19 protein-coding genes and 1 pseudogene are annotated in these 24076 nt (G+C 64.2%); 11 read left to right on the forward strand and 9 right to left on the reverse strand.

The features are described from left to right. Positions 1 to 8: 8 nt before the first annotated feature. Positions 9 to 1007, forward strand: a complete 999-nt coding sequence (locus FJW04_RS11630) for a proline racemase family protein (RefSeq protein WP_140714220.1) — start codon at positions 9 to 11, stop codon at positions 1005 to 1007. A gap of 6 nt (positions 1008 to 1013) precedes the next feature. On the opposite strand, the gene FJW04_RS11635 is transcribed toward FJW04_RS11630, so the two are convergent. Both FJW04_RS11635 and FJW04_RS11640 read right to left on the reverse strand, forming a co-directional pair. Next, the gene (locus FJW04_RS11635) at positions 1014 to 1724 is read right to left on the reverse strand and encodes a sulfate transporter family protein (protein ID WP_140714222.1); all 711 of its coding nucleotides are present in this window, start codon (positions 1722 to 1724) and stop codon (positions 1014 to 1016) included. 120 nt (positions 1725 to 1844) lie between these two features. Beyond that, positions 1845 to 2747 carry an EamA family transporter gene (locus FJW04_RS11640; RefSeq protein ID WP_140714224.1) on the reverse strand — a complete coding sequence of 301 codons (903 nt, stop codon included), beginning with the start codon at positions 2745 to 2747 and terminating at the stop codon, positions 1845 to 1847. 199 nt (positions 2748 to 2946) lie between these two features. On the opposite strand from FJW04_RS11640, the gene FJW04_RS11645 reads away from it, so the two are divergent. Next, a complete protein-coding gene (locus FJW04_RS11645; RefSeq protein WP_140660544.1) occupies positions 2947 to 3939 on the forward strand; it encodes an adenosine kinase in 993 nt (330 codons plus the stop codon). 272 nt (positions 3940 to 4211) lie between these two features. Beyond that, positions 4212 to 4928 (forward strand): antitoxin Xre/MbcA/ParS toxin-binding domain-containing protein, encoded by a 717-nt coding sequence (locus FJW04_RS11650; RefSeq protein ID WP_140660543.1) that lies wholly within the window; start codon positions 4212 to 4214, stop codon positions 4926 to 4928. Positions 4929 to 4941: 13 nt separating this feature from the next. On the opposite strand, the pseudogene FJW04_RS11655 reads toward FJW04_RS11650, so the two are convergent. After that, a pseudogene (locus tag FJW04_RS11655) lies at positions 4942 to 5121 on the reverse strand (arginase family protein); the annotation flags it as partial. Between the two features lie 45 nt (positions 5122 to 5166). Here FJW04_RS11655 and FJW04_RS29925 point away from each other — a divergent pair. Beyond that, positions 5167 to 5370, forward strand: coding sequence for a hypothetical protein (locus tag FJW04_RS29925; RefSeq protein ID WP_181172929.1), 204 nt, complete (start codon positions 5167 to 5169; stop codon positions 5368 to 5370). A gap of 24 nt (positions 5371 to 5394) precedes the next feature. Here FJW04_RS29925 and FJW04_RS11660 read toward each other — a convergent pair whose 3' ends face one another. From FJW04_RS11660 to FJW04_RS30260, 3 genes are all read right to left on the reverse strand, one after another. Further along, positions 5395 to 7674: an NADP-dependent malic enzyme gene (locus tag FJW04_RS11660; protein ID WP_140714225.1), complete on the reverse strand. Its 2280-nt coding sequence runs from the start codon at positions 7672 to 7674 to the stop codon at positions 5395 to 5397. A gap of 132 nt (positions 7675 to 7806) precedes the next feature. After that, positions 7807 to 8145, reverse strand: coding sequence for a hypothetical protein (locus tag FJW04_RS30255; RefSeq protein WP_246673786.1), 339 nt, complete (start codon positions 8143 to 8145; stop codon positions 7807 to 7809). 17 nt (positions 8146 to 8162) lie between these two features. Beyond that, complete coding sequence (locus FJW04_RS30260; RefSeq protein WP_246673788.1) at positions 8163 to 8585, reverse strand: hypothetical protein; 423 nt, start codon at positions 8583 to 8585, stop codon at positions 8163 to 8165. Between the two features lie 160 nt (positions 8586 to 8745). On the opposite strand from FJW04_RS30260, the gene mutS reads away from it, so the two are divergent. Continuing rightward, positions 8746 to 11478, forward strand: coding sequence for a DNA mismatch repair protein MutS (gene mutS / locus FJW04_RS11670; RefSeq protein WP_140714227.1), 2733 nt, complete (start codon positions 8746 to 8748; stop codon positions 11476 to 11478). Here mutS and FJW04_RS11675 read toward each other — a convergent pair whose 3' ends face one another. From FJW04_RS11675 to FJW04_RS11685, 3 genes are all read right to left on the reverse strand, one after another. After that, complete coding sequence (locus FJW04_RS11675) at positions 11479 to 12324, reverse strand: aldo/keto reductase (protein ID WP_140714229.1); 846 nt, start codon at positions 12322 to 12324, stop codon at positions 11479 to 11481. A 97-nt stretch (positions 12325 to 12421) separates the two neighbouring features. Next, positions 12422 to 12814, reverse strand: coding sequence for a DUF305 domain-containing protein (locus FJW04_RS11680; RefSeq protein ID WP_140714231.1), 393 nt, complete (start codon positions 12812 to 12814; stop codon positions 12422 to 12424). A 44-nt stretch (positions 12815 to 12858) separates the two neighbouring features. Continuing rightward, positions 12859 to 15372: a heavy metal translocating P-type ATPase gene (locus FJW04_RS11685; protein ID WP_140714233.1), complete on the reverse strand. Its 2514-nt coding sequence runs from the start codon at positions 15370 to 15372 to the stop codon at positions 12859 to 12861. Positions 15373 to 15574: 202 nt separating this feature from the next. Between FJW04_RS11685 and FJW04_RS11690 the strand changes: the two genes are divergently transcribed. The 6 genes from FJW04_RS11690 to FJW04_RS11715 all read left to right on the forward strand — a co-directional run bounded on the left by FJW04_RS11690 (position 15575) and on the right by FJW04_RS11715 (position 23893). Further along, positions 15575 to 16387: a glycosyltransferase family 25 protein gene (locus FJW04_RS11690; RefSeq protein ID WP_015314170.1), complete on the forward strand. Its 813-nt coding sequence runs from the start codon at positions 15575 to 15577 to the stop codon at positions 16385 to 16387. Positions 16388 to 16710: 323 nt separating this feature from the next. Continuing rightward, entirely contained in the window at positions 16711 to 17514 is an 804-nt protein-coding gene (locus tag FJW04_RS11695; RefSeq protein ID WP_140714235.1) for a glycosyltransferase family 25 protein, read from the forward strand. 89 nt (positions 17515 to 17603) lie between these two features. Beyond that, positions 17604 to 20405 carry a [protein-PII] uridylyltransferase gene (locus FJW04_RS11700; protein ID WP_140714237.1) on the forward strand — a complete coding sequence of 934 codons (2802 nt, stop codon included), beginning with the start codon at positions 17604 to 17606 and terminating at the stop codon, positions 20403 to 20405. 46 nt (positions 20406 to 20451) lie between these two features. Further along, positions 20452 to 22059 (forward strand): murein biosynthesis integral membrane protein MurJ, encoded by a 1608-nt coding sequence (murJ, locus tag FJW04_RS11705; RefSeq protein ID WP_140714239.1) that lies wholly within the window; start codon positions 20452 to 20454, stop codon positions 22057 to 22059. Between the two features lie 172 nt (positions 22060 to 22231). Then, on the forward strand, positions 22232 to 23299 hold the full coding sequence (gene trpS / locus FJW04_RS11710; protein WP_015314174.1) for a tryptophan--tRNA ligase: 1068 nt from the start codon (positions 22232 to 22234) through the stop codon (positions 23297 to 23299). Between the two features lie 102 nt (positions 23300 to 23401). Beyond that, positions 23402 to 23893 (forward strand): universal stress protein, encoded by a 492-nt coding sequence (locus tag FJW04_RS11715; RefSeq protein ID WP_010913128.1) that lies wholly within the window; start codon positions 23402 to 23404, stop codon positions 23891 to 23893. Positions 23894 to 24076: the final 183 nt, after the last annotated feature.

The raw sequence follows: 24076 nt of genomic DNA on the forward strand, positions 1-24076 counted from the left end.
TCGGCCGCATGAACCTTACCGTTGTCGACATGCATACGGGTGGCGAGCCGCTACGGATCGTCACGGGCGGTTATCCCGCTATCCCCAAGGCCACCATTCTTGAGAAGCGCGCCTATGTGCGGGACAATCTCGACCATTTGCGCAAGTTGCTGATCTTCGAGCCGCGCGGCCACTATGACATGTATGGCGCTTTGCTGGTCGAGCCCGATTTGCCCGGCGCCGACCTCGCGGTGCTGTTCATGCACAATGAGGGCTATTCGACCATGTGCGGCCACGCCATCGTCGCGCTCGGCCGCTACGCCGTCGATCAAGGGCTGGTGGCGAAGCAGGAGCCGTTCACCACCGTGAACATCGAGGCGCCGTGCGGCCTGGTCGTCGCCTCGGTCGCGGTCAACGATGGCAAGGCCGGCGCGGTGTCGTTCGAGAGCGTGCCGGCGTTCCTGTTCGCCGGCGATCGACAGATTGAGCTGACAGGCTATGGCAAGGTCGGTTTCGATATCGCCTATGGCGGCGCCTTTTACGCGCTGGCCGACTGTCATCAATTCGGCTTGGAGTTCGGCCGCGACCGCGTGCGCGATTTCGTCGACGCGGCAACCACGCTGACGAACCGGCTGAAGGCCGAGTTTCCGCTGTCGCATCCCGATCATGATGACCTCGCCTTCCTCTATGGCACCATCCTGACCGATGGAAAGGACGCCTTTTCCGGAGAGGCCACCAGGAATGTCTGCGTCTTCGCCGAGGCGGAGGTCGACCGCTCGCCGACCGGTTCCGGCGTCACCGCCCGGCTGGCGGCCATGCATGCCAAGGGCGAGATCGCCGTGGGACAGACGCGAGCGTTCGAGAGCATCGCCGGCTCGCGCTTTTCCGGGGCGGTGGCGCGAGCAGCGCAGGCCGGCCCGCATGAAGCGATCGTCGCCCGCGTCGGCGGCCGTGCCTATTATTCCGGACGAGCCGAATTCATTGTCGAGCCGGACGACGAGTTGGGGCGGGGATTTCTGCTACGCTGAAGAGATTTAGCGCCGCGACGCGCGTGCGACTTCCCGCGCCGAGATCGCCTTGTGCAGATGCACCATCATGGCGGCGGCGAAGAGCGGCGTCAGCAGGTTGAGCAGCGGCACGGCGAGGAAGGCCGCGACAACCAGCCCGGAGAGAAACACCGTACCGGCATACTGCCTGCGCAGGGCCCGGGCCTCTTCTTCCCCGCGAAAGCGCATGGCGGCGAATTCGAAGAATTCGCGTCCGAGCAGGTAGCCGTTGACGATGAAGAAGGCGGCGATGTTGATGCCCGGCACCAGCAGGAGCATCAGCGCCACGACGTTGCCCAGGATGACGACGCCGAAGAATTTTATCGCCAGCACCAGCGAGCGCAATACCGGCATGGCGCGTCCGGCCGGGTCGCCGGGATAATCGGTGCGCTCGACCACTTCGGCGACATCGTCGAGGAACAGGCCGGCGATCACCGCCGTGACCGGTGCGATCAGAAGCGCCATGCCGAAGGCCAGCGCGATGGCCGCGACGATGCCGCCCAACCAGCCGGCCCAGGACGGCATGCCGGGCAACAATGTTTGCAGCCACGGCAGGGCAAGCCATTCGACAAGGCTGGTCAAGCCGAACCACAGGGCGACCAACGCCAGCAGGGTCAGGCCGAGCGTCTTGATGAACACGGCGCGAAACGGAGGCGAGAGCAGCTCAAGGGCCGCGATGCGGGCAGCGTCGAAAATCACCGTGCTTCACCCCCAGGTCAGCGGACACAGCCACAAGGCAGGACGCCTCCGAGATAGGCGGTGCGGCCCGCGAGCACAAGCGCGGGCCGTTGCTTGCCTTCGTATGTTCCCCAGATCTGCCTATCGGGCTAAGCCCGGCTTACGAACCGGTATGGTCATGGCCGCCACGCCGGCGACGACAAACCCCATGCCGAGCCAGGCCGTGGGCCCCAGGCTTTCGCCGAGGAAGACGGCGCCGATGCCGACGCCGATCGGCACCCGCAGATAGGCCTGAGACGTGGTGCCGACCGAACCCAGCGTGTGGATCAGGCGGAAATAGATGACGAAAGCCAGTGCCGTCGAAAACACGGACAGGCCGAGCAGGGCAAGGATGGAAGCCGTCGAAGGCGCCAGCGTCCATGGCTGGTCGACCGCCAGGCTGAGCGGTACCAGCATGACAGCGCCGCACAGCATCGAACCGGCGGCGGGAAGCATCGGATCGAGGCCCTTGAAGCCTCGGCCGAAAATGGCGGCCCCGGCATAGCAGATCGTCGCCGCGACGATGGCGATCTGTGCCCAGAGCTGGTGGCCGATGCCGCCAAGCGCCTGCGTGCCGACGATGAGGCAGATGCCGGCGATGCCGGCGCCAACGCCGACCAGCTTGCGCGCGGTCACCGGCTCATGACGGGTGATGAGCGCCGTCAGCAGGAAGGTGAAGATCGGCGAGGTGGCGTTGAGGATAGTGGCAAGGCCGGCGTCGACCGAACGCTCGGCCGCGGCGATCAGCGTGAACGGGACGACGCTGTTGAGGCAGGCCTGGAAGGCGAAGCGACGCCAGCTTGCCGCATCGCCCGGCATGGCAAGCCCGCGCCAGCGGATGACGGCGAACAGGATGGCGCCGGCGATCAGGGTGCGGGCCGCGATGAAGGTGATGGGCGGGATGGTCTCTACGCCGATCTTGATGAAGGTATAGGAGGCTCCCCAAAGCACCGCCAGCACGCCGAGCAATGCCAGGTCGATGGTCGTGTTGCTTTTGGCAGGCATGGGCTCGCGCCTTCGGACCGTGATTGAACAGGCGCAGATGTAGGCGACATAGCGACGAAATGTTTCGGCCACGGTCGAATTGTCGTAGCGCCTGGCTGGCGCGGCAAGGACAGAAAATCGGTTGCCAGTTTTCAGGGTCATGCTGTAGACCCGCGCGGGCATGGCAAGAAGCCGGCCCGGGTTTTTGGCGGAGACATTGATGCCGGATTATGACGTGCTTTGCATCGGCAATGCGATTGTCGACATCATCGCCCAGTGCGAGGAGGAATTCCTCGAAACCAACGGCATCATCAAGGGCGCGATGAATCTCATCGACACGCAGCGCGCCGAATTGCTCTACAGCCGCATGGGCCCGGCTATCGAGGCCTCCGGCGGCAGCGCCGGCAACACGGCGGCCGGTGTTGCCTCGTTTGGCGGACGCGCCGCCTTCTTCGGCAAGGTCTCCAGCGATGCGCTGGGCGAAATCTACGCGCACGACATCCACGCGCAGGGTGTCGCCTTCGACACCAAGCCGCTCGAGGGCGAGCCGCCGACGGCGCGCTCGATGATCTTCGTCACGCCCGATGGCGAGCGCTCGATGAACACCTATCTCGGCGCCTGCGTCGAACTCGGGCCGGAAGATGTCGAAGCCGACAAGGCGTCCGGCGCCAAGGTGACCTATTTCGAGGGTTATCTGTGGGACCCGCCGCGCGCCAAGGAAGCCATCCGGCAGACGGCGAAACTGGCGCACGCGGCCGGCCGCGAAGTATCGATGACCTTGTCGGATTCGTTCTGCGTCGACCGTTACCGCGACGAGTTCCTAGACCTGATGCGTTCGGGCACGGTCGATATCGTTTTTGCCAACAGCCACGAGATCAAGTCGCTTTACCAGACGTCATCGTTCGAGGAAGCGCTGGCGCGGATCCGCAAGGATTGCAAGCTCGCGGCGGTTACCCGCTCCGAAAAGGGCTCGGTTATCGTGCGTGGCGACGAGACCGTGATCATCCAGGCGACCGCCATCAAGGAACTGGTCGACACGACGGGCGCCGGCGATCTCTACGCCGCCGGTTTCCTGCATGGCTACACACAAGGACGCGACCTCCAGACCTGCGGCGATCTTGGCTCACTGGCGGCCGGATTGGTGATCCAGCAGATCGGCCCCAGGCCAAGGCAGAACCTGCGCAAAGAGGCCGAGCAGGCGGGGTTGCTGTAACAACGCCCTTTCTCTTCGCTCGCTGTTGGGGAAAGGAGGCAAGCGCGGACAGCTTCTCATCGTCGCGCAGTTGTCACATACCGCTCCTACACGCAAATGCGAGCGTGCCGTGACTGACATTTCGACATGCTAATCGGGGTGTGAAGCAATGCAGGACAGCAACCTGTCGGGTCGCTGCATCCGTTGCCGTCGCACTTTCCACTTTCCGCCGTAACCGTTCAACAACCGGCCGCGGCCAAGGGAGGAGAGCGCGCGGCCCAGAAAACAGATGCATGACAAGATTTCAGACCAAGACGACATTCCAGACCAAGACGACCGGCATCACGCAGGACGATTTCGCCGACATGGTGGCGGAAAGGGTCGAGCGTGCGCTTGCCCACTATGACGAAGCCATCAACGGCCCCACAATGGTCTCGGTCGGCAAGATCGCCGGCTCTATAGCGTCCGCCGTCACCTTGCTGTCGCCCAAGCACCAGCGCGCCATCGACGCCATCCATGCCGACCTTCCGGGCCTGGCCCAGAAATTCGTGCGGGCGCTGGCGGCGGAAGCCGCACGCCGCGGCGAAGCCGGCGCCATGACCGCCACGACGCTGTCGGCAGAGGCTGAAACAGTTGCCGCGCTCCCCCAGTCCGACGACCTCGAATCGATGCTGATCGAGGACTGGGCCGGACGCGTCGCCGGCTCGACCTATCTGGAAGAGAACCTGCGCATCGCCCGCTCCACCCTGCACCGCTGGCAGAGGCGCGGCGACGTCATCGCTCTGCGCAAGGGCGGCCGCAAGCACGTCTTCCCGCTGGCGCAGTTCGTCGATGGCAGGCCGGTCGCGGGCATAAGCGACGTGCTGGAGCTGATCGGCAATCCGAGACTCGCATGGCTGTGGCTGACCCGTCCAGCGGCGCACCTTGATGGGCGTATTCCCATCGACCTGCTGCGGCAGGACCAGGCGGAGGAAGTCGTGGAGGCGGCGCGGGCGTTCGCGCCGGGGTGAAGTCGGCGCGCTGTCAGCCGTTTCGTTCCGCGAGCAGGCCGAGATAGTGCTGCAGCACCGCCGCCCCGGCAAGCGACGTGACATCGGCGTGGTCATAGGCGGGCGCCACCTCCACAACGTCGGCGCCGACAATGAGTGCCCGTGCCGGGAGATAGGCCGGGTCGAGGCAATCGATGTCGAAGGTCAGACGCGAGCCCGATCTTCCACGACCCGGCGCTTGCCGTCCGTGAGGCCGTGAATGGCGCTGGCCGACAACATCATGGTCGAGGACCTGCTGGCCAGCGGCCAGTTGGTCGCGCCCTTCACGATCCGCCACGCAATTCCACAGAGCTACTGCCTGTGGCAGAAGCCGGGCAACCGCATTTCAATCAGCGTCAGGCTGTTCCGGGATTGGCTGCTGTCGGAGATCGCCAGCCACAAGCAGGTGATGCGGCTGGCGTGAGGCGTCCAACACGGGGGAAGCCCCTCAAGCCCCCGCCGTATAGGCGGCGATCGCCGCCATGTTGACGATATCGCTGTCCTTGGCATTCAGCGACACGATCTGCACCGGCTTGTTCAGGCCGACCAGCAGCGGGCCGATGACGGTCGAGCCGCCCAGTTCCTGCAGCATCTTGGTCGAGATGGAGGCCGAGTGGAAAGCCGGCATGATCAGGACGTTGGCCGGACCGGTCAGCCTTATGAACGGGTATTGCGCCATGGCGCGGGCGTTGAGTGCGACGTCGGCGGCCATTTCGCCATCGTATTCGAAATCGACGCGGCGCTTGTCGAGGATGCGCACGGCTTCCTGGACGCGCTCGGAACGTTCGCCCTGTGGATGGCCGAAAGTGGAATAGGCAAGCATGGCGAGCCTTGGCTCGTAGCCCATGCGGCGCGCGAAGCCCGCCGCTTCCTCGGCGATGTCGGCGATCTGCTCGGCGTTGGGCATGTCGTGCACGGCGGTGTCGGCGACGAGCACCGTCTTGCCGCGCGCGAGCACGATCGAGACGCCGATGACGCGGTGACCGGGCTTGGCGTCGATGACGCGCCTGATGTCGTCGAGCGCGGTCGAATAGTTGCGGGTCACGCCGGTGACGATGCCGTCGGCGTCGCCCAGCGCCACCATGCAGGCGGCGAAATGGTTGCGGTCGTTGTTGATCAGCCGCTGGCAGTCGCGGAACAGGAAGCCTTTGCGCTGCATGCGCTCGTAGAGATAGTCGGTGTAGATCGAATTGCGGCGCGACAGGCGCGCATTGATGATCTCGATGCCTTGCTTGTTCAGGTCGATGCCAGCGTGCCTGGCGTTCTCCTTGATGACGTCGTCGCGACCGAGCAGGATGGCGGTGCCGAGCCGCTGGTTCACGTAGGAGACGGCGGCGCGCATCACCTGCTCCTCCTCGCCCTCGGCGAAGACGATGCGCTTGGGCTGGCGGCGCACGCGGTCGTAGATGCGCTGCAGCGTCGAGGCGATCGGGTCGCGGCGGGCGGAAAGCTCCTGCGCGTAACGGTCGAGATCGAGGATCGGCTTGCGGGCGACGCCAGAATCCATTGCAGCCTTGGCCACGGCGATCGGGATGGCCGAGATCAGGCGTGGGTCGAACGGCACCGGGATGATGTAGTTGGGGCCGAATTTCGGCCGGTTGCCCTGATAGGCCGCGGCGACGTCGTCGGGCACGTCCTGGCGCGCCAGTTCGGCCAGCGCGCGGGCGGCGGCGATCTTCATGTCGTCATTGATGGTGGTGGCCCTGACATCCAGCGCACCGCGGAAGATGTAGGGAAAGCCGAGCACGTTGTTGACCTGGTTGGCGTAATCCGACCGCCCGGTGGCCATGATGGCGTCGGTGCGGATCTCGGCCACTTCCTCCGGGGTGATCTCGGGATCGGGGTTAGCCATGGCGAAGATGATCGGGTTCTTGGCCATCGACTGCACCATGGCGGTGGTCAGCGCCCCCTTGGCCGAAAGGCCGAGGAAGACGTCAGCGCCGTCCAGCGCTTCGGCCAGGGAACGCGCCTCCGTCTTGACCGCATGCGCCGATTTCCACTGGTTCATGCCCTCGGCGCGGCCCTGGAAGACAACCCCCTTGGTGTCGCATAGGATGATGTTTTCTGGCGAAAAACCCATCGCCTTCATCAGCTCGATACAGGCGATGCCGGCCGCGCCCGCACCGTTGCAGACCAGCTTCGTGGTCTTCATGTCGCGGCCGGTTATTTCCAGCGCGTTGATCAGACCGGCGGCCGAGATGATGGCGGTGCCGTGCTGGTCGTCATGGAAGACCGGAATGTCCATCAGTTCGCGCAGGCGCTGTTCGATGATGAAGCACTCCGGCGCCTTGATGTCCTCCAGGTTGATGCCACCGAAGGACGGACCGAGGAAGCGCACGCAGTTGATGAACTCGTCGGCATCCTCGGTGTCGACCTCAAGGTCGATGGAATCGACATCGGCGAAGCGCTTGAACAGCACCGCCTTGCCTTCCATCACCGGCTTGGAGGCCAGCGCGCCGAGATTGCCGAGGCCAAGAATGGCGGTGCCGTTTGAGATGACGGCGACCATGTTGCCGCGCGTCGTGTAGTCGAAGGCTTTGGATGGATCCTCGGCGATGGCGCGCACGGGCACTGCCACGCCTGGCGAATAGGCGAGGCTGAGATCGCGCTGCGTCGTCATCGGCTTGGTGGCGACGATCTCCAGCTTGCCGGGCCGGCCCATGGCGTGGAATTCGAGCGCTTCCTGCGCGCTGACGGACGGACCGTTGTTCTCGGTTTTCCTGGCCATGGTGCTTTTGATTTCCTCGCCGGTGCGGCACCTCCTTGAAGCGGGTACCTGTGTGCTTGCGAATTAAGACCACGGGCCGCCGCGTGTAAACCACGAAGCTGGGCAAAGCTGCTTCAAAGCGGAGACGGCCGGTCAGAAGCCTTTCCGCGCCGTTCCCAATGTCGTGATTTCATCCGCATGCTGGCGGGCCGTTGCCCAGCGCCGCAGCGTCCTGGTTCCGGGAAACGGCCATTGCGTCAGCGGCGGTTGGCTGCTTCCCATCCTCTTCAACAGGTCGGACAGGAACACTGTGAGTTCCTCCCGTTGAGCCCGCACCTTGGCCAGCGTGCGGTCGCGTATCTCCTCGCGCGGAATGGCGCGGTCGCGCAACGTCTCGACAGCGCGCCGGATCGCCGCCGGATCGGGCTCGGCGATGATGCAATAGTCCGGATCGAAAAAGACATCCCGGCCGCCAAGGCTGGGCGTGCTCACCACCGGCAACCCGGCCATCAAAGAAAGATCAGTTCGTGAAGCGAGAAGCTCTCACGGTACCAGGCGAGATCCCTGCCAAGCTTCGCGACGACATGGGGCCGCTCAAGCGTCCAACTCGGCATCAGCAGGAACACGGCGCGGCGCGAGGCCAGGCGACGGCCGATTGCCACCACTGAGTTGAGGGGGCGCTCGCCGCCGATCGGCGTGTAGATCAGCAGCGGATCGTGGCTGAGCACGTAAGCTGCAAGCCGAATGCCGCTATCCAGGTGGGACAACGGACCGCTGAGCGGCAGCGCGAAAGGAAGGCGCTTGGCTGCTACAAACTTAAGCCTGCCCAACCGTTGGCTGGCGTGCCGAGCTGTCATGAGCCAGAAGCGCTCGAGCGCCGAGTCGATAGGTCCCACCATCTCCTCGAACGTTTCGTGCCCGTCTTTGTCCATGACGCCCCCGCCATTATTGCCCAAGATGACAGATATTCGCGATCGCCGCGTCGGGCAATGCAGCTGAACAGCCGTTCCATGAAGACAGCTCGCGGTCTTCCCCTGCTTTTCGATGGCCTGGCATTAAACCCCGCCATCACATCTGCTAGCGTGCCGCGCCATGAACATGCACAGCCCAAACGAGCCCGACGCCGCCCCCGAGGCGATGACGCCGCCGCAGCCCGGCGCTGCCGCCGTCACGCCGATGATGGAGCAGTTCATCGAGATCAAGGCGGCTAACCCGGATTCGCTGCTGTTCTACCGCATGGGCGATTTCTACGAGCTGTTCTTCGACGATGCCGAGAAGGCGAGCCGGGCGCTGGGCATCGTGCTCACCAAACGCGGCAAGCATCAGGGCCACGACATTCCAATGTGCGGAGTGCCGGTGCACGCGGCCGACGACTATTTGCAGAAGCTGATCGGCCAGGGCTTCCGCGTTGCCGTCTGCGAGCAGATCGAGGATCCGGCCGAGGCCAAGAAGCGCGGCTCCAAATCGGTCGTGCGCCGCGACGTAGTGCGGCTGGTGACGCCGGGCACCATCACCGAGGACAAACTGCTGGCGCCGTCGGAATCGAGTTATCTGATGGCGTTGGGTCGGGTGAAGGGCGGCAGCGAGCACAGCTTTGCAATTGCCTGGATCGACATCTCGACTGGTGCTTTCCGCGTCGCCGAGACCACCGCCGACCGGCTGCTGGCCGACATCTTCCGTGTCGATCCGCGCGAACTCATAGTCGCCGAGCCGGTGTTCCATGATCCCGACCTGAAGCCGGTGTTCGACGTGCTCGGCCGTGTCGCCAGCCCACAGCCGCCGAGCCTGTTCGATTCGGCCTCGGCCACGGGGCGGATCGCGCGTTTCTTCGAGGTGGCGACACCGGACAGTTTCGGCACGTTTTCGCGCGCCGAATTGTCGGCGATCTCGGGCGCCATCGCCTATGTCGAGAAAACGCAAAAGGCCGAGCGGCCGCCGCTGTCGCGGCCCGAGCGCGAGGAGCAGGGTTCGACCCTGTTCATCGATCCGGCGACGCGCGGCAATCTCGAACTGTTGCGTACGCTGTCCGGCAGCCGCGAGGGTTCGCTGTTCAAGGCGATCGACCGCACGGTGACCGGTGGCGGCGCGAGGTTGCTCGCCGACCGGCTGATGGCGCCGCTGACCGACCCGGCGGCCATCGGCGCGCGGCTGGACTCCGTCTCGTTCTTCCGCTCCGAGGTCAGGCTTTGCCAGGCGGTGCGGATGAGCCTGAAGAGCGTCGCCGACATGCCTCGCGCCCTGTCCAGGCTGGCGCTCAACCGGGGCGGGCCACGCGATCTCGGCGCGCTCCGCGCTGGTTTCGAGGCGGCCGGTGCCATCGCCGAAACCTTTGCCGCGATCGCCCTGCCCCAGGAGTTGGCCGGCGCGATGGCCGCGATCAAGGCGCTGCCCAAGGCGCTTGCCCAACATCTCACCCAGGCGCTCGGCGAGGAGCTGCCGCTGCTCAAACGCGACGGCGGCTTCGTTCGCGGCGGCTACCACCCGGACCTCGACGAGATGCGGGCGTTGCGCGACGAGTCGCGAAAAGTGATTGCCGGACTGGAGCGCTCGCTGATCGAGGAAACCGGCATACGCTCCCTGAAGATCCGGCACAACAATGTGCTGGGTTACTACATCGAGGTGACGGCCAATCATCACGCCGTCATGACTGGCAGCGATGGCGCCAAGGCGCGCTTTATTCACCGCCAGACCATGGCCAACGCCATGCGTTTCACCACGACCGAACTCGCCGAGCTCGAGACCAAGATCGCCAATGCCGCCGACCGGGCACTGAGCATCGAACTGGCCGCCTTCGATGCGCTGACGGCGGAAGCGGTCGACGCGGCCGAGGCGATCCGCGCCGGCGCCGACGCGCTCGCCGTGCTCGACGTGTCGGCAGCGCTTGCGCTTCTGTCGGAAAGCGAGGCCTGGTGCCGGCCGGTGGTGGATTCCAGCCTTGCCTTCGAGATTTCAGGCGGGCGGCATCCGGTGGTCGAACAGGCGCTGCGCCGTTCGGGCGAAGGCCCATTCGTCGCCAACGATTGCGACCTCTCGCCGGAGGGCAATGCCAAGAACGGCGCGATCTGGCTGCTGACCGGCCCCAACATGGGTGGCAAGTCGACGTTCCTGCGGCAGAACGCGCTGATCGCCATCCTGGCCCAGACCGGCTCCTTCGTGCCGGCGACATCGGCCCATATCGGCGTCGTCGACCGGCTGTTCTCACGCGTCGGCGCGTCGGACGACCTGGCGCGCGGCCGCTCGACCTTCATGGTCGAGATGGTGGAGACAGCGGCGATCCTCAACCAGGCCGGCGAACGGGCGCTGGTGATCCTCGACGAGATCGGCCGCGGCACCGCCACCTTCGACGGGCTGTCGATTGCCTGGGCGGCGGTGGAGTATCTGCACGAGAAGAACCGCTGCCGGGCGATCTTCGCCACCCACTTCCACGAAATGACGTCGCTCGCCGGCAAGCTGGCGCGGCTTTCCAATGTCACCATGCGGGTCAAGGAGTGGGAGGGCGACGTCGTTTTCCTGCACGAGGTCGGCAAGGGTGCCGCCGACCGCTCCTACGGCGTGCAGGTAGCCCGCCTTGCCGGCCTGCCGGAAGCGGTGGTGGGCCGCGCGAAGGAAGTTCTGCATCAGCTTGAGGAAGGCGAGGTCTCCGGCAAGACCAACCGGCTGGTCGATGACCTGCCGCTGTTTTCGGTGGCGGTGAAGCGAGAGGCGCCAAAGCCGGTGAAGAGCGACGCTGTGGGCGCGGCACTCGGTGAGATCAATCCCGACGAGATGACCCCCAAGGAAGCGCTGGAGGCGCTTTACCGGCTGAAGGGGCTGGCGGGGAAATAGTCAGATCATTTCCAGTCCGCGCTTGCGCGTCGGTGGGGGGAATGCACGGTCGAGATCGGCGAGGTCATCGGCCGTAAGCTTTATGTCCAGCGCGGCAAAATTCTGGCGGACGTGTTCCTGGCTGCTGGCCTTGGGAATGGCGATAACGCCGTCCTGATGCATCACCCAGGCCAAGGCGATTTGCGCAGGGGTCGCATTGTGACGGGTGGCGATGGCCTCCAGCCTGGCATTGCGCGCCAACGCGCCCTGCTCGACCGGCGAATAGGCCATCAGAGGAATGCCGCGCTGGCGGCTCCATGGTGCAAGGTCGAATTCGGGGCCGCGCCGGATCAGATTGTAGAGCACCTGATTGGTCTGGACATTGCCGCCCGAGCGCAAACCGGTGAGCTCTTCCATTTCATCGGTATCGAAATTGCTGACGCCCCAGTGGCGGATCTTGCCGGCCTTCTTCAGAGCCTCGAAAGCGTCGACGGTCTCGGCCAAAGGCACGCTGCCCGGCCAGTGCAGGAGATAAAGATCGATGCGGTCGGTGCGCAAGCGCTTCAGGCTTTTCTCGCAAGCCGCCGGCACGCCGGTGCGCGAAGCATTGGACGGCAGCACCTTGGAGACGAGAAAGAGTTCTTCGCGCCGGCCGGCGATGGCTTCGGCCACCACCTCCTCGGCGCCGCCGCTGGCATACATTTCGGCGGTGTCGGTCAGCGTCATGCCGAGGTCCAGCCCAAGCTTCAAGGCATTGACCTCCCCGGCTCGACGGCGGGCATCCTCGCCCATTTTCCAGGTGCCCTGTCCCAGCACCTGGACGGCTTCGCCCGAAGGCAGCTTGGTGGTTCTTGTCGTCGTGGGCATGGGGGCTCCTGGGTAAGCGATCGAGGCGCATGGCATCACAAGCATACGGAGAAATCCAGGATGGAGCTCGGGTTCTCCGGTCGCCGCCGTTGATGCCTTACTTCACCGGATGGGCGGCGAGCCAGTCCTGCATCTGCTTGATTTCGGCTTCCTGCGCGGCGATGACGCGTTCGGCGAGTTTGCGGATTTCCGGATCCTTGCCGTTGGCCAGTTCGACCTTGGCCATGTCGATCGCCCCCTGATGATGCGGGATCATGCCGCGGACAAAATCGACATCGGCGTTGCCGGTATATTGGGAGGCCATCATGTCGGTATGCATCTTGTCCATCGCCGCCTTGTAGCCCGCCGTGGAAGGGCTTTCCGCCCCCATGGCCATGGCACCCATGTCGTGCTTCATCTCCTCGCTCTGCGCCGGCACGCTTTCGAGGAAGACGGCAAGCAGCATTCCGGCGCCCATCAGCAGCAGCACGAGTTTTTTAGCCAAGGTCATTCATGGTCTCCTGTCGGTTTGGATTTCGTATCTGGGGGTTAATCTCACAGTTTCAACGTTCTCAGGCGCAATGCGTTTGCGATCACCGAGACCGAGGACAGGCTCATCGCCGCCGCCGCCAGCATCGGCGACAGTAGCGTGCCGGTGAGCGGATAAAGCACGCCGGCCGCGACCGGCACACCAAGCACATTGTAGAGGAAGGCGAAGAACAGGTTCTGCCGGATATTACCGATGGTCGCCTGGGCCAGCGTTCGGGCGCGGACGATGCCGTTGAGGTCGCCCTTGACCAAGGTGATGCCGGCGCTTTCGACCGCGACATCGGCGCCCGTTCCCATGGCGATGCCGACATCGGCGGCGGCAAGCGCGGGCGCATCGTTGACGCCGTCGCCGGCCATGGCGACGGCGGCACCCTTGCCGCGCAGTTCCTCGACCAGCGCTGCCTTCTGTTCCGGCAACAGACCTGCCCGAACCTCGTCTATGCCGAGATGTCCAGCGATCGCCCTGGCCGTGCGCTCATTGTCGCCGGTCGCCATGATGATCCGCAGCCCGCTGCCATGCAGTGCCTTGATCGCCTCGGCCGTGGTCGCCTTGACCGGATCGGCGACGGCGACGATGCCGGCCAGCTTGCCGTCGACAGCGACGAACATCACCGTCTTGCCATCGCCCTGCAAGGCTTCCACGCTGGCCAGGACCCCGGAAACGTCGATGGCGAGATCGGCCATCATCGCGGCATTGCCGAGCGCGACCTTCTTGTCCGACACCGTGCCGGAAACGCCTTTGCCGGTAACCGCCTCGAAGCTGCCGGCCTCGGCGATCTTCACGCCGCGCTGGCCGGCTCCGTCGACGATGGCCTCGGCCAGCGGATGCTCCGACCCTTTTTCCAGGGTCGCGGCGCATCTCAGCAATTCGTCCTCGGAAAAGCCGCTGGCAGCAACGACATCGGTCAATTTCGGCCGGCCCTCGGTCAGCGTGCCGGTCTTGTCGACGATCAGCGTGTCGACGGAGGCGAAGCGCTCGAGCGCGGCGGCTTCCTTGATCAGCACACCGGCATGCGCGCCGCGCCCGGTGGCGGTCATGATGGACATCGGTGTGGCGAGACCCAGCGCACAGGGACAGGCGATGATCAGCACCGAAACCGCCGAGACGATGGCGAAGATCAGGCTGGGCTCGGGGCCGAAGATCGCCCAGGCGACGAATGCGGCGATCGCGACCAGGACGACGGTCGGGACAAAGTAGAAGGAAACGCGGTCGGCCAGGCCTTGGATCGGGGCGCGCGAGCGCTGTGCCTTGGCGACGAGTTCGACGATGCGCGACAGCGTCGTCTCGGCGCCGATCCGTTCGGCGCGCATGATCAGCGAGCCGTTCTTATTGAGCGTGCCGCCGGTCAAGGCGTTGCCTTCGGCCTTCTCGACCGGCAAGGGCTCGCCCGTGATCATCGATTCGTCGATGGAGGAGCGGCCTTCGAGCACCGTGCCGTCGACCGGGACGGCATCGCCGGGACGGATGCGCAGGCGATCGCCGGTCTTGACCTCGTCCAGCCCGACATCGATCTCGGCGCCGTCCTCGGCGACCCGCCGCGCGGTCTTCGGCGCGAGGTCGAGCAAAGCTCGGATCGCCGATCCGGTCTTCTCGCGGGCGCGCAGTTCCAGCACCTGGCCGAGGAAGACCAGCGCGACGATGACGGCGGCCGCCTCGAAATAGACCGGCACCGCACCGCCATGGCCGCGAAACTGATGCGGAAAGATGTCCGGGAAGAGCGTGGCCACGACGCTGTAGAGATAGGCGGCGCCGACACCCAGCGAAATCAGCGTCCACATGTTGGGGCTGCGGTTGAGCATCGAGTCCCAGCCGCGATGGAAAAACGGGAAAGCGGCCCACAGCACCACCGGGCTCGCCAGCACCAGTTCGATCCAGACCTTCGCGCGATCCTCGACCAGGCCCTCAAGCGGCAGGCCTACCATCGGCGCCATGGCGAAGATCAGCAGCGGGACCGACAGCACCGCGCTCACCCAGAGGCGTCTGGTGAAGTCGACCAGTTCGGGATTTGGCCCTTCATCGCCCGTCGGCACGCCCATGGGCTCGAGCGCCATGCCGCAGATCGGGCAGGAGCCGGGCTTGTCGCGGATGATCTGCGGATGCATGGGGCAAGTGTATTGCGTGCCCTTGGGCATCGGCGCCGGCGCCGGCCTGTCGCCGAGATAAGTTTGCGGCGCCGCCTCGAACTTCGCCTTGCAGCCGGCCGAACAGAAATAGAAGCCCTGGCCTTCATGGCGGGCGAAATACCTGGCGTCGGCGCGGTCGACGATCATGCCGCAGACAGGGTCAACGGCGGTCAGGTAGCTTTCCGGCTCGGCCTGGAACCTCGAACGGCATCGCTCGCTGCAGAAATGATAGAGGCGGCCGCCATGCTCGGATGTCGGCTTGCCGGCGGCCGGCTCCACCGTCATGCCGCAGACCGGATCGCGCAGAACCGCATCCGAATCTCCGCCCGTGCCCTTTGCCGCGCAGCAGCCGCCATGAGCGCCATGCGTGTGATGATCGTGATCTGAATGCGTCATCTCTAATGCCTCGATGCACCTGCTTCGAGGCAGAGGTAGTGCTTCCAGTAACTGGAAGGTCAAGGGCTGTTTTGAATTCGGTTCTCCGAACCCAGCGGATTGACCAAATGGCGAAAACTGTACACAACCGCGCGCCCACACTAAAAAGCGCGCCGCTTCTAATATATCGTTCGCCGCCCATCCCGCTGGACCTTTGTCGACAATGAAGTGCCTGGTCATAAACCTAGATCGGTCCCCGGACCGACTTGCACACATAAGTGCAGAGTTCGCCCGGATCGGCGTCGCGTTCCAACGCGTTGCGGCGGTCGATGCACGTAGCCACCCTGAACTCGGGCAGCAACCGCAACATCCGATTTATGCGTCCCGGCGTTTGTTGGCCAGCGAGGTCGCCTGCCTGCACAGCCACCGCGTCTGCTGGACGATGCTGGCGCAGGACGAGGCTCGCTACGGCGCCGTTTTCGAGGATGACGTGGTTTTTTCAGCAAAGGCCAGTCCGTTGCTTGCTGACGACGGATGGATTCCGCCCGATGCCGACATTGTCAAATTGGAAACGTACTTCAAGAAGACCCTCATCCACCGGCGAAGGATCGCCGCCGGTCATGGTTTTTCCGCGTTCAGGCTTTACAAGAACCATCCGGGGACCGGGGGTTACATTATCTCCAGACAGGCCGCGCGCGATCTCCTCGAAGCGACTGAAACGATCAATATCACCGCCGACGATCTACTTTTCACCCCGGCGTTCGGGGTCTCATCCAGCAAGACGATCTACCAGCTCGTCCCTGCGCTGTGTGTGCAGGACCAGTTCGTCAGCGACCGACTGCCAAGCCTGCTTGGCCAAGAGCGGGATGCCGCAAGAACCGGTAATGAGCTTGCCGCGAAACGCAGAAGCCCGACGGCTGAAAGAATAATGAGGGAAGGCGGACGGACAGCGCGGTGGGTTCTCGGCTTCTGCAGAGGTCGGCGACACATCGTTGTCCCCTTCGAGACGACTGGGAAGCCGACTAATCTTGCCTGACGGCCGGCAAGTCCATATCCGGCGCCGCAGGAATGCGCTTGAGCTCCGCCGGAAGGCAAGCCCGACCGACATCTATGGCAGGAAGCTCCAAAGCCTGCCAAGATAAATATAGAGCTCCGCGTTGCTTCCACCTTGCCGTGTGGCGAGCGGACACAGAAATTGAATCCTGCTCTATCCAAAATATCGATAGTGATTCCAGCCAGGAGATGGTAAACATCCGTGTTTCCCTGTTTATTTACAAAAAACCAAGTCCTTCTCATAAATAAAAACTCTGGTTCCGCATGTGCTATAGAGCGCCATAAGAAAAAAGTTTTGTTAAAGAAATGAAGTGTCTGGTCATCAACCTCGATAGGTCCCCCGACCGGCTTGCCCATATGACGGCGGAGTTTGCGCGCATCGGCCTCGGATTCGAGCGGGTTGCCGCAATCGATGCAAGGGACCGGCCAGACCTCGCGCTGCAGCGCCAGCATGCACGATATGCGGTGCGACGTCTGTCCGGCAGCGAGATCGCATGCTTGCACAGCCATCGCGCCTGCTGGGCCATCATCGCGCAAGACGACGCGCCGTACGGCGCCGTCTTCGAGGACGACATGGTGTTTTCCGCGAAAGCCGATAGGCTGCTTGCCGATGCGAGCTGGATCCCCGCCGACGCAGATGTCGTCAAGCTCGAGACATTCTTCCACACAACCGTGATCCAGCGGGAGAGGTTTCCCGTCGGCGGCGGGTTTTCCCTGTTCAGGCTCCGCAAGAACCATATAGGGACGGGCGGATACCTGCTCTCCCGGCAGACGGCACGCGCCCTTCTCGAGACAACCGCCGATGTGAATGTGGCGGTGGACAGTCTCATCTTCGATCCCACATTCGCGATCTCGACCGGCAAGACAATCTACCAGCTTGTTCCGGCGCTCTGTGCGCAGGACCAGTTCGTGGGCAATAGGTTGCCGAGCCTGCTCGAACAGGGCCGGGAGGCTGAGTGGGTCGCAAGCGGGCTCGCCAATGGACACAGGATACGGGCTCTCGCGCGTATCCGCAGGGAGGCCAGCCGGGCAGCGCGGCAGATCACCGATCTCTGCAGGCTACGGCGGCAGATTGTCGTCCCGCTCGCTTCAGTCGAGGCAAACGACTAGAGCGATCGCCGGATTGACAGCAGGCCCATACCCAGCGCCGCGAAAACACGCTATAGACGCCGCCCAAAAGGCAAGGCCAACCGGTATCTATGGCGAAAATCTCACTGAAGCTCGATGAACTGATCGACGGCGAACCCTTGCGCCGCGAGATGACCGCGCTGACCGCGGCCAGCGCCGGCGACGGTTCCAGCAAGGGCATCCGCACGGCCGTCCTTCAGCTTCTCAAGGGGCGTCTCGCCGAGGGCCGCAAGACAGCCGAGGCCATGCTGAGACAAGATGGCGGCGGCAATGCCTGCGCCGAACGGCTGTCGCACCTGATGGACGAGCTGATCCGCTCGCTCTACGATTTTGCCGCAACCCATGTCTACCGGGTGAAGAACCGATCCTCGGCCGAACGCATGGCGGTCGTTGCCGTCGGCGGCTATGGCCGCGGCACGCTGGCGCCGGGATCCGACATCGACCTTCTGTTCCTGCTGCCTTACAAGCAGACGCCGTGGGGCGAACAGACGGTCGAATATATGCTCTATATGCTGTGGGACATGGGGCTGAAGGTCGGCCATGCCACCCGCAACATCGATGAGTGCCTCAGGCTGTCGCGCACCGACATCACCATCCGCACCTCGATCCTGGAAGCCCGTTTCCTGTGGGGCGAACGCAAGCTCTATGACGAGTTGATGCTGCGCTTCGACCATGAGGTGGTACGCACGACCGGCCCGGAATATGTGCAGGCCAAGCTTGCCGAACGCGACGAGCGCCATGCCAAGGCCGGCGAAAGCCGCTATCTGGTCGAGCCCAACGTCAAGGACGGCAAGGGCGGCCTGCGCGACCTGCAGACGCTGTTCTGGATCGGCAAATATTTTTACCGGGTGCGCACCGGCGAGGAACTGGTCGAAAAAGGCGTCTTCACCGAAGCCGAGTACCGCGAGTTCCAGAAGGCCGAGGATTTCCTGTGGGCGGTGCGCTGCCACATGCACTTCCTCACCGGCAAGGCCGAGGAGCGGCTGCATTTCGACATTCAGCGCGAGATCGCCGAACGGCTCGGCTATACGACCCATCCCGGCCTGTCGGCGGTCGAACGCTTCATGAAGCACTATTTCCTCGTCGCCAAGGATGTCGGCGACCTGACCCGCATCTTCTGCGCCGCGCTGGAGGAGGAGCAGGCCAAGCATGTTCCCGGCTTCAACCGCATCTTCCTCACCTTCCAGCGCCGCAAGCGCAAGCTTGCCGGCACGTCGGACTTCATCGTCGACAACCATCGCATCAACATCGCCGACGACGGCGTCTTCGAGCGCGACCCGGTCAATCTTCTCAGGCTGTTCTGGTTTGCCGACAAGCACGGGCTGGAATTCCATCCCGATGCGCTGAAACTGCTCACCCGTTCGCTCGGCCTGGTCAACAAGTCGCTCAGGCGCGACGAGGAAGCCAACCGGCTGTTCCTCGACATATTGACCTCGGACCGCAACGCCGAGCTCAACCTGCGGCGGATGAACGAGGCGGGATTGCTGGGCCGGCTGATCCCGGATTTCGGCAAGATCGTCGCCATGATGCAGTTCTCGATGTACCACCACTACACGGTCGACGAGCACCTGATCCGCTGCATCGGCGTGCTGGCCGAGATCGAGCGCGGCGACGGCGAGAAGGTGCATCCGCTGTCGCATGCGCTGATGCCCGGGCTGAAGAAAAGCCGCGAGGCGCTCTATGTCGCCGTCCTGCTGCACGACATCGCCAAGGGCAGACCAGAGGACCATTCCGAGGCCGGCGCCAGGATCGCAAGGCGGATCTGCCCGCATATGGGGCTTTCGCCGGCCGATACGGAAACTGTCGCCTGGCTGGTCGAGAACCACCTCGTCATGTCTATGACGGCGCAGACCCGCGACCTCAACGACCGCAAGACGATCGAGGACTTCGCCTCGATCGTGCAATCGGTCGAGCGGCTGAAGATGCTGTTGATCCTCACCGTCTGCGACATCAGGGGCGTCGGACCGGGCGTGTGGAACGGCTGGAAGGGCCAGTTGCTGCGTACGCTCTACTACGAGACCGAACTGCTGCTGACCGGCGGCTTTTCGGAGGTCTCGCGCGCCCAACGCACGGCGGCGGCGCGCGAACGCCTGGCCGAGGCGCTCGCCGACTGGCCCGACAAGGCGCGCAAGCGCTATGTCGGGCTGCATTATGAAAACTACCTCCTGACGGTGGACCTGCCGGACCAGCTTCGCCACGCCGAATTCATCCGCGAGGCGGACGCGGCGGGCAACAAGCTCGCCACCATGGTCAAGACCCACCAGTTCGAGGCGGTTACCGAAATCACCGTGTTGGCGCAGGACCATCCCCGTCTTCTCTCGGTGATTGCCGGGGCATGCGCCGGCGCCGGCGGCAACATCGTCGACGCGCAGATCTTCACCACGTCGGACGGCCGCGCGCTGGACACGATCCTGATCTCGAGGGAATTCGACCGCGACGAGGACGAACGCCGGCGCGCCGAGCGTGTCGGCCGGCTGATCGAGGACGTGCTGTCGGGCAAGAGCTGGCTGCCGGAGATGATCGAGAAACGCACCAAGCCAAGGCGCGGATCCAAGGTCTTCAAGATTCCGCCACGCGCCGAAATCCGCAACGCATTGTCGAACCGGTTTTCGGTGATCGAGGTCGAGGGGCTCGACCGCCCCGGCCTGCTGTCGGAAATCACCGGAACACTATCCGACCTGTCGCTCGACATCGCATCGGCGCATATCACCACCTTCGGCGAGAAGGTCATCGACACCTTCTATGTCACCGACCTGACCGGTCAGAAGATCGACAACCCGGCCCGCATCGCCACCATCCGCAACCGGCTGATAGCGACGCTCGAAGGTGTAGCGCTCGAACGCGGCGGCAAGGCCAAGGCAGCCGCCGAGTGACGGCCATCATCCCCTTCTTCCAATCCCACAGGCAGTTTGCGAACGCATGAGTCTCGTCAAGAAATTCGCTACCGTCGCGTCCGGCACGCTGATGAGCCGTGCGCTCGGTTTCGGCCGCGAGATGCTGATGGCGGCCGCACTCGGCACCGGACCGGTCGCGGACGCCTTCAATGCCGCCTTCCAGTTCCCCAACACCTTTCGCCGGCTGTTCGCCGAGGGCGCGTTCAATGCCGCCTTCGTGCCGCTGTTCGCCAAGGAGATCGAGACACACGGCACCGATGGCGCCAGGCGTTTTTCCGAAGAGGTGTTCGGGGTGCTGTTCACCGCGCTCCTGGCGCTGACCATCGCCATGGAACTGGCCATGCCGCTGATCGTGCGCTACCTGGTGGCGCCGGGCTTTGCCGACACGCCGGGCAAGTTCGAGACGACCGTCACGCTTGCGACGATCATGTTCCCTTATCTCATCTGCATGTCGCTCGCCGCCATGATGGCGGGCATGCTGAACTCCTTGCGGCGCTATTTCGCCGCGGCAATCGCGCCGGCTTTCCTCAACATCATCCTCATCAGCGTGCTTGGCTATGCCTGGTATCACGGACTGGATGCACACGCTGTCGGCTTCGGCCTGTCCTGGGGCGTGCTGGCGGCCGGCGTCGTGCAACTCGCCATCGTCTGGGTGGCGGTGCGCAATGCGGGCATCTCGATCGGCTTCCGCCGGCCTAGGATGACGCCGAACGTGAAGCGGCTCCTGATCCTGGCGCTGCCGGCGGCGATCACCGGTGGCATCACCCAGATCAACCAGCTGATCGGAACGGCCATCGCCTCCGCGCAGGACAGTGCCGTGTCCTCGCTGGCTTATGCCGACCGCGTCTACCAGTTGCCGCTCGGTGTCGTCGGTGTAGCGGTGGCGATCGTGCTGTTGCCCGAACTGTCGCGGGCGCTGAAGTCAGGCAATCTGATCGAGGCAGCCAATCTGCAGAACCGTTCCGTCGAATTCACCCTGTTCATGACCTTGCCGGCGGCGGCGGCGCTCTGGGTGATGGCGGAACCGATCGTGCGGCTGGTCTATGAGCGCGGCGCGTTCGCCGCCAACCATTCGACACCTGTCGTGGCGGCGATCCTGGCGATCTTCGGTCTCGGTCTGCCGGCCTTCGTGCTGATCAAGGCCTTCACCCCAGGCTATTTCGCCCGCGAGGATACGCGCACGCCGATGATCTTCGCCGCAATCTCCGTGGCGGTGAACGTCGCCACCGCGCTGACGCTGTTCCCGAGGATGGGTGCACCCGGCATCGCCGTGGCCTCCGCCGTTGCCGGCTGGGTCAACGCGCTGATGCTGCTTGCCGTGCTGATCCGGCGCGGCCATTGGGGCCGCGACGTGCCGCTGTTGAGGCGCATCCCACGGCTGGTGCTGTCGGCGGTGGTCATGGGTGTCGCCCTCTATTTCGCCGAACATTGGTTGGCCACAAGGATCGGCCCCGGCTCGCCGCTGGTCGTCAAGGCGACGACGGTGCTGGCACTGGTGGCCGGCGGGGCGCTGCTCTATTTCGTCACCGCTTTCGCCACCGGCGGCGCCGATTTCGGCATGATCCGGCGCAATGTGGGGCGCCGGAGGACAGAAGCCGGCCCGTCCGTGGCAAAATCAGAACTCGACGAATAGATCGGCCGAGCATCCCGCCTGGCCGGTCTTGATCCCGCCCGCGCTCTCGTCCATAAGCGCGCCGTCGCAGACTTTCGCCGCGCGCGGTTTCCAGCCGCATGATTGGCTCCGAAAAGTCCGCAACTTTTCGGAATCACGCTTATACGGCCCTCCACAAGCCATGAGGAAAACCATGTCCGCCTTCAAGCCACTCGTCTTCTCCGGTGTTCAGCCGACCGGCAATCTGCATCTCGGCAACTATCTCGGCGCTATCAAGAAATTCGTCGCCCTGCAGGATACGTCCGACTGCATCTATTGCGTTGTCGACCTGCATTCGCTGACCGCCCAGCTTGTCCATGACGACCTTGCCGACCAGACGCGGTCGATCACCGCGGCGTTCCTCGCCTCCGGCATCGACCCGAAGAAGCACATCGTCTTCAACCAGTCGCGGGTGATGCAGCACGCGGAGCTCGCCTGGATCTTCAATTGCGTGGCGCGCATAGGCTGGATGAACAAGATGACGCAGTTCAAGGACAAGGCCGGCAAGGACCGCGAGAACGCCTCGCTGGGCCTGCTTGCCTATCCCTCGCTGATGGCGGCCGACATCCTGCTTTATCGCGCCACCCATGTGCCGGTGGGCGAGGACCAGAAGCAGCACCTGGAACTGACACGCGACATCGCGCAGAAATTCAACAACGATTTCTCCGACCGCATCGCCGGTCTTGGCGTCGGCGTCGAGATGAGGATAGGCGAGGAGACGGTGAACGGCTATTTCCCGCTGACCGAGCCGGTCATCGGCGGGCCGGCAGCGCGCATCATGTCGCTGCGTGACGGCTCCAAGAAGATGTCGAAGTCGGACCCGTCGGACCTGTCGCGCATCAACCTGACCGACGATGCCGACGCCATCTCGAAGAAGATCCGCAAGGCCAAGACCGACCCGGAGGCCTTGCCGAGCGAGGTCGACGGGCTGGAAAGCCGGCCCGAGGCGGAGAACCTGGTCGGCATCTATGCCGGTCTCGCCGAGATGTCGAAGGCCGATGTGCTCAAGGAATTCGGCGGCCAGCAGTTCTCTGTATTCAAGCCGGCGCTGGCCGATCTCGCGGTGGAGAGGCTGGCGCCGATCGCCACCGAGATGCGCCGTATCCAGGGCGACCGCGCCTATGTCGACGCCGTGCTGCGGGATGGCGGCGAACGCGCCGGCGTGCTCGCCGAAACGACGATGAAGACGGTGCGCGACATTATCGGGCTGCTGCAGGGCTGATCGCGGCGCCGTGCACTGCACAACACTGGCACAAGGCCGGCGGCTTGCCGCCGGTCAGCGGCGGTGGCAGATTGCGGCCGAAAAGACACCGAGTAGATAGACATGGTCTCCAAACGCCTCAGCCGCGAAGCCGGTCACCGCAGGAAATTCCTGACGATCATCGACGACACGCCGGAATGCGAGCGCGCCGTCGCCTACGCCTCGAAGCGGGCGCAGAGCACCAGCGGCACGCTGGTGCTGCTCTATGTCATCGTACCGGACGACTTCCAGCACTGGCTGGGGGTCGAGAAGATCATGCGCGAGGAGGCGAACGCCACGGCGCGCGCCGCACTGGACGGCTACGCCAACAAGGTGCGGCAGAAGCTCGGCATCGAACCGGAGATGGTGGTGCGCGAAGGCAAACCGACGGAAGAGATCCACAAGCTGATCGAGGAAGACCAGGACATCGCCATCCTCGTGCTGGCGGCCGGCGCCGGCAAGGAAGGTCCAGGACCGCTGGTCGGCGCCGTGGCTGGCAAAGGCGCTGCCTTTCCGATCCCGGTGACCGTGGTGCCGCAGAATTTGTCGGATGAGGAGATCGACAGCCTCGCCTGAAGTGTATCGACATTCGGGTGATGGCGGCCTGCAAATGACGCTCCCTGCGCTTCCGCTGCTCACGTACTTCAAGTACGCTCCGCTCCGGTTCTCGGAAACCATCATTTTCGACTCGGCCTGACCCGAATCTCGACATACTTCGCAGTGCTTGGCATGAGTCGCAAAAACATTCCGCCAGCCAGC

It is taken from the genome of Mesorhizobium sp. B2-7-3 (assembly GCF_006440715.1).
Lineage (GTDB): Bacteria > Pseudomonadota > Alphaproteobacteria > Rhizobiales > Rhizobiaceae > Mesorhizobium > Mesorhizobium australicum.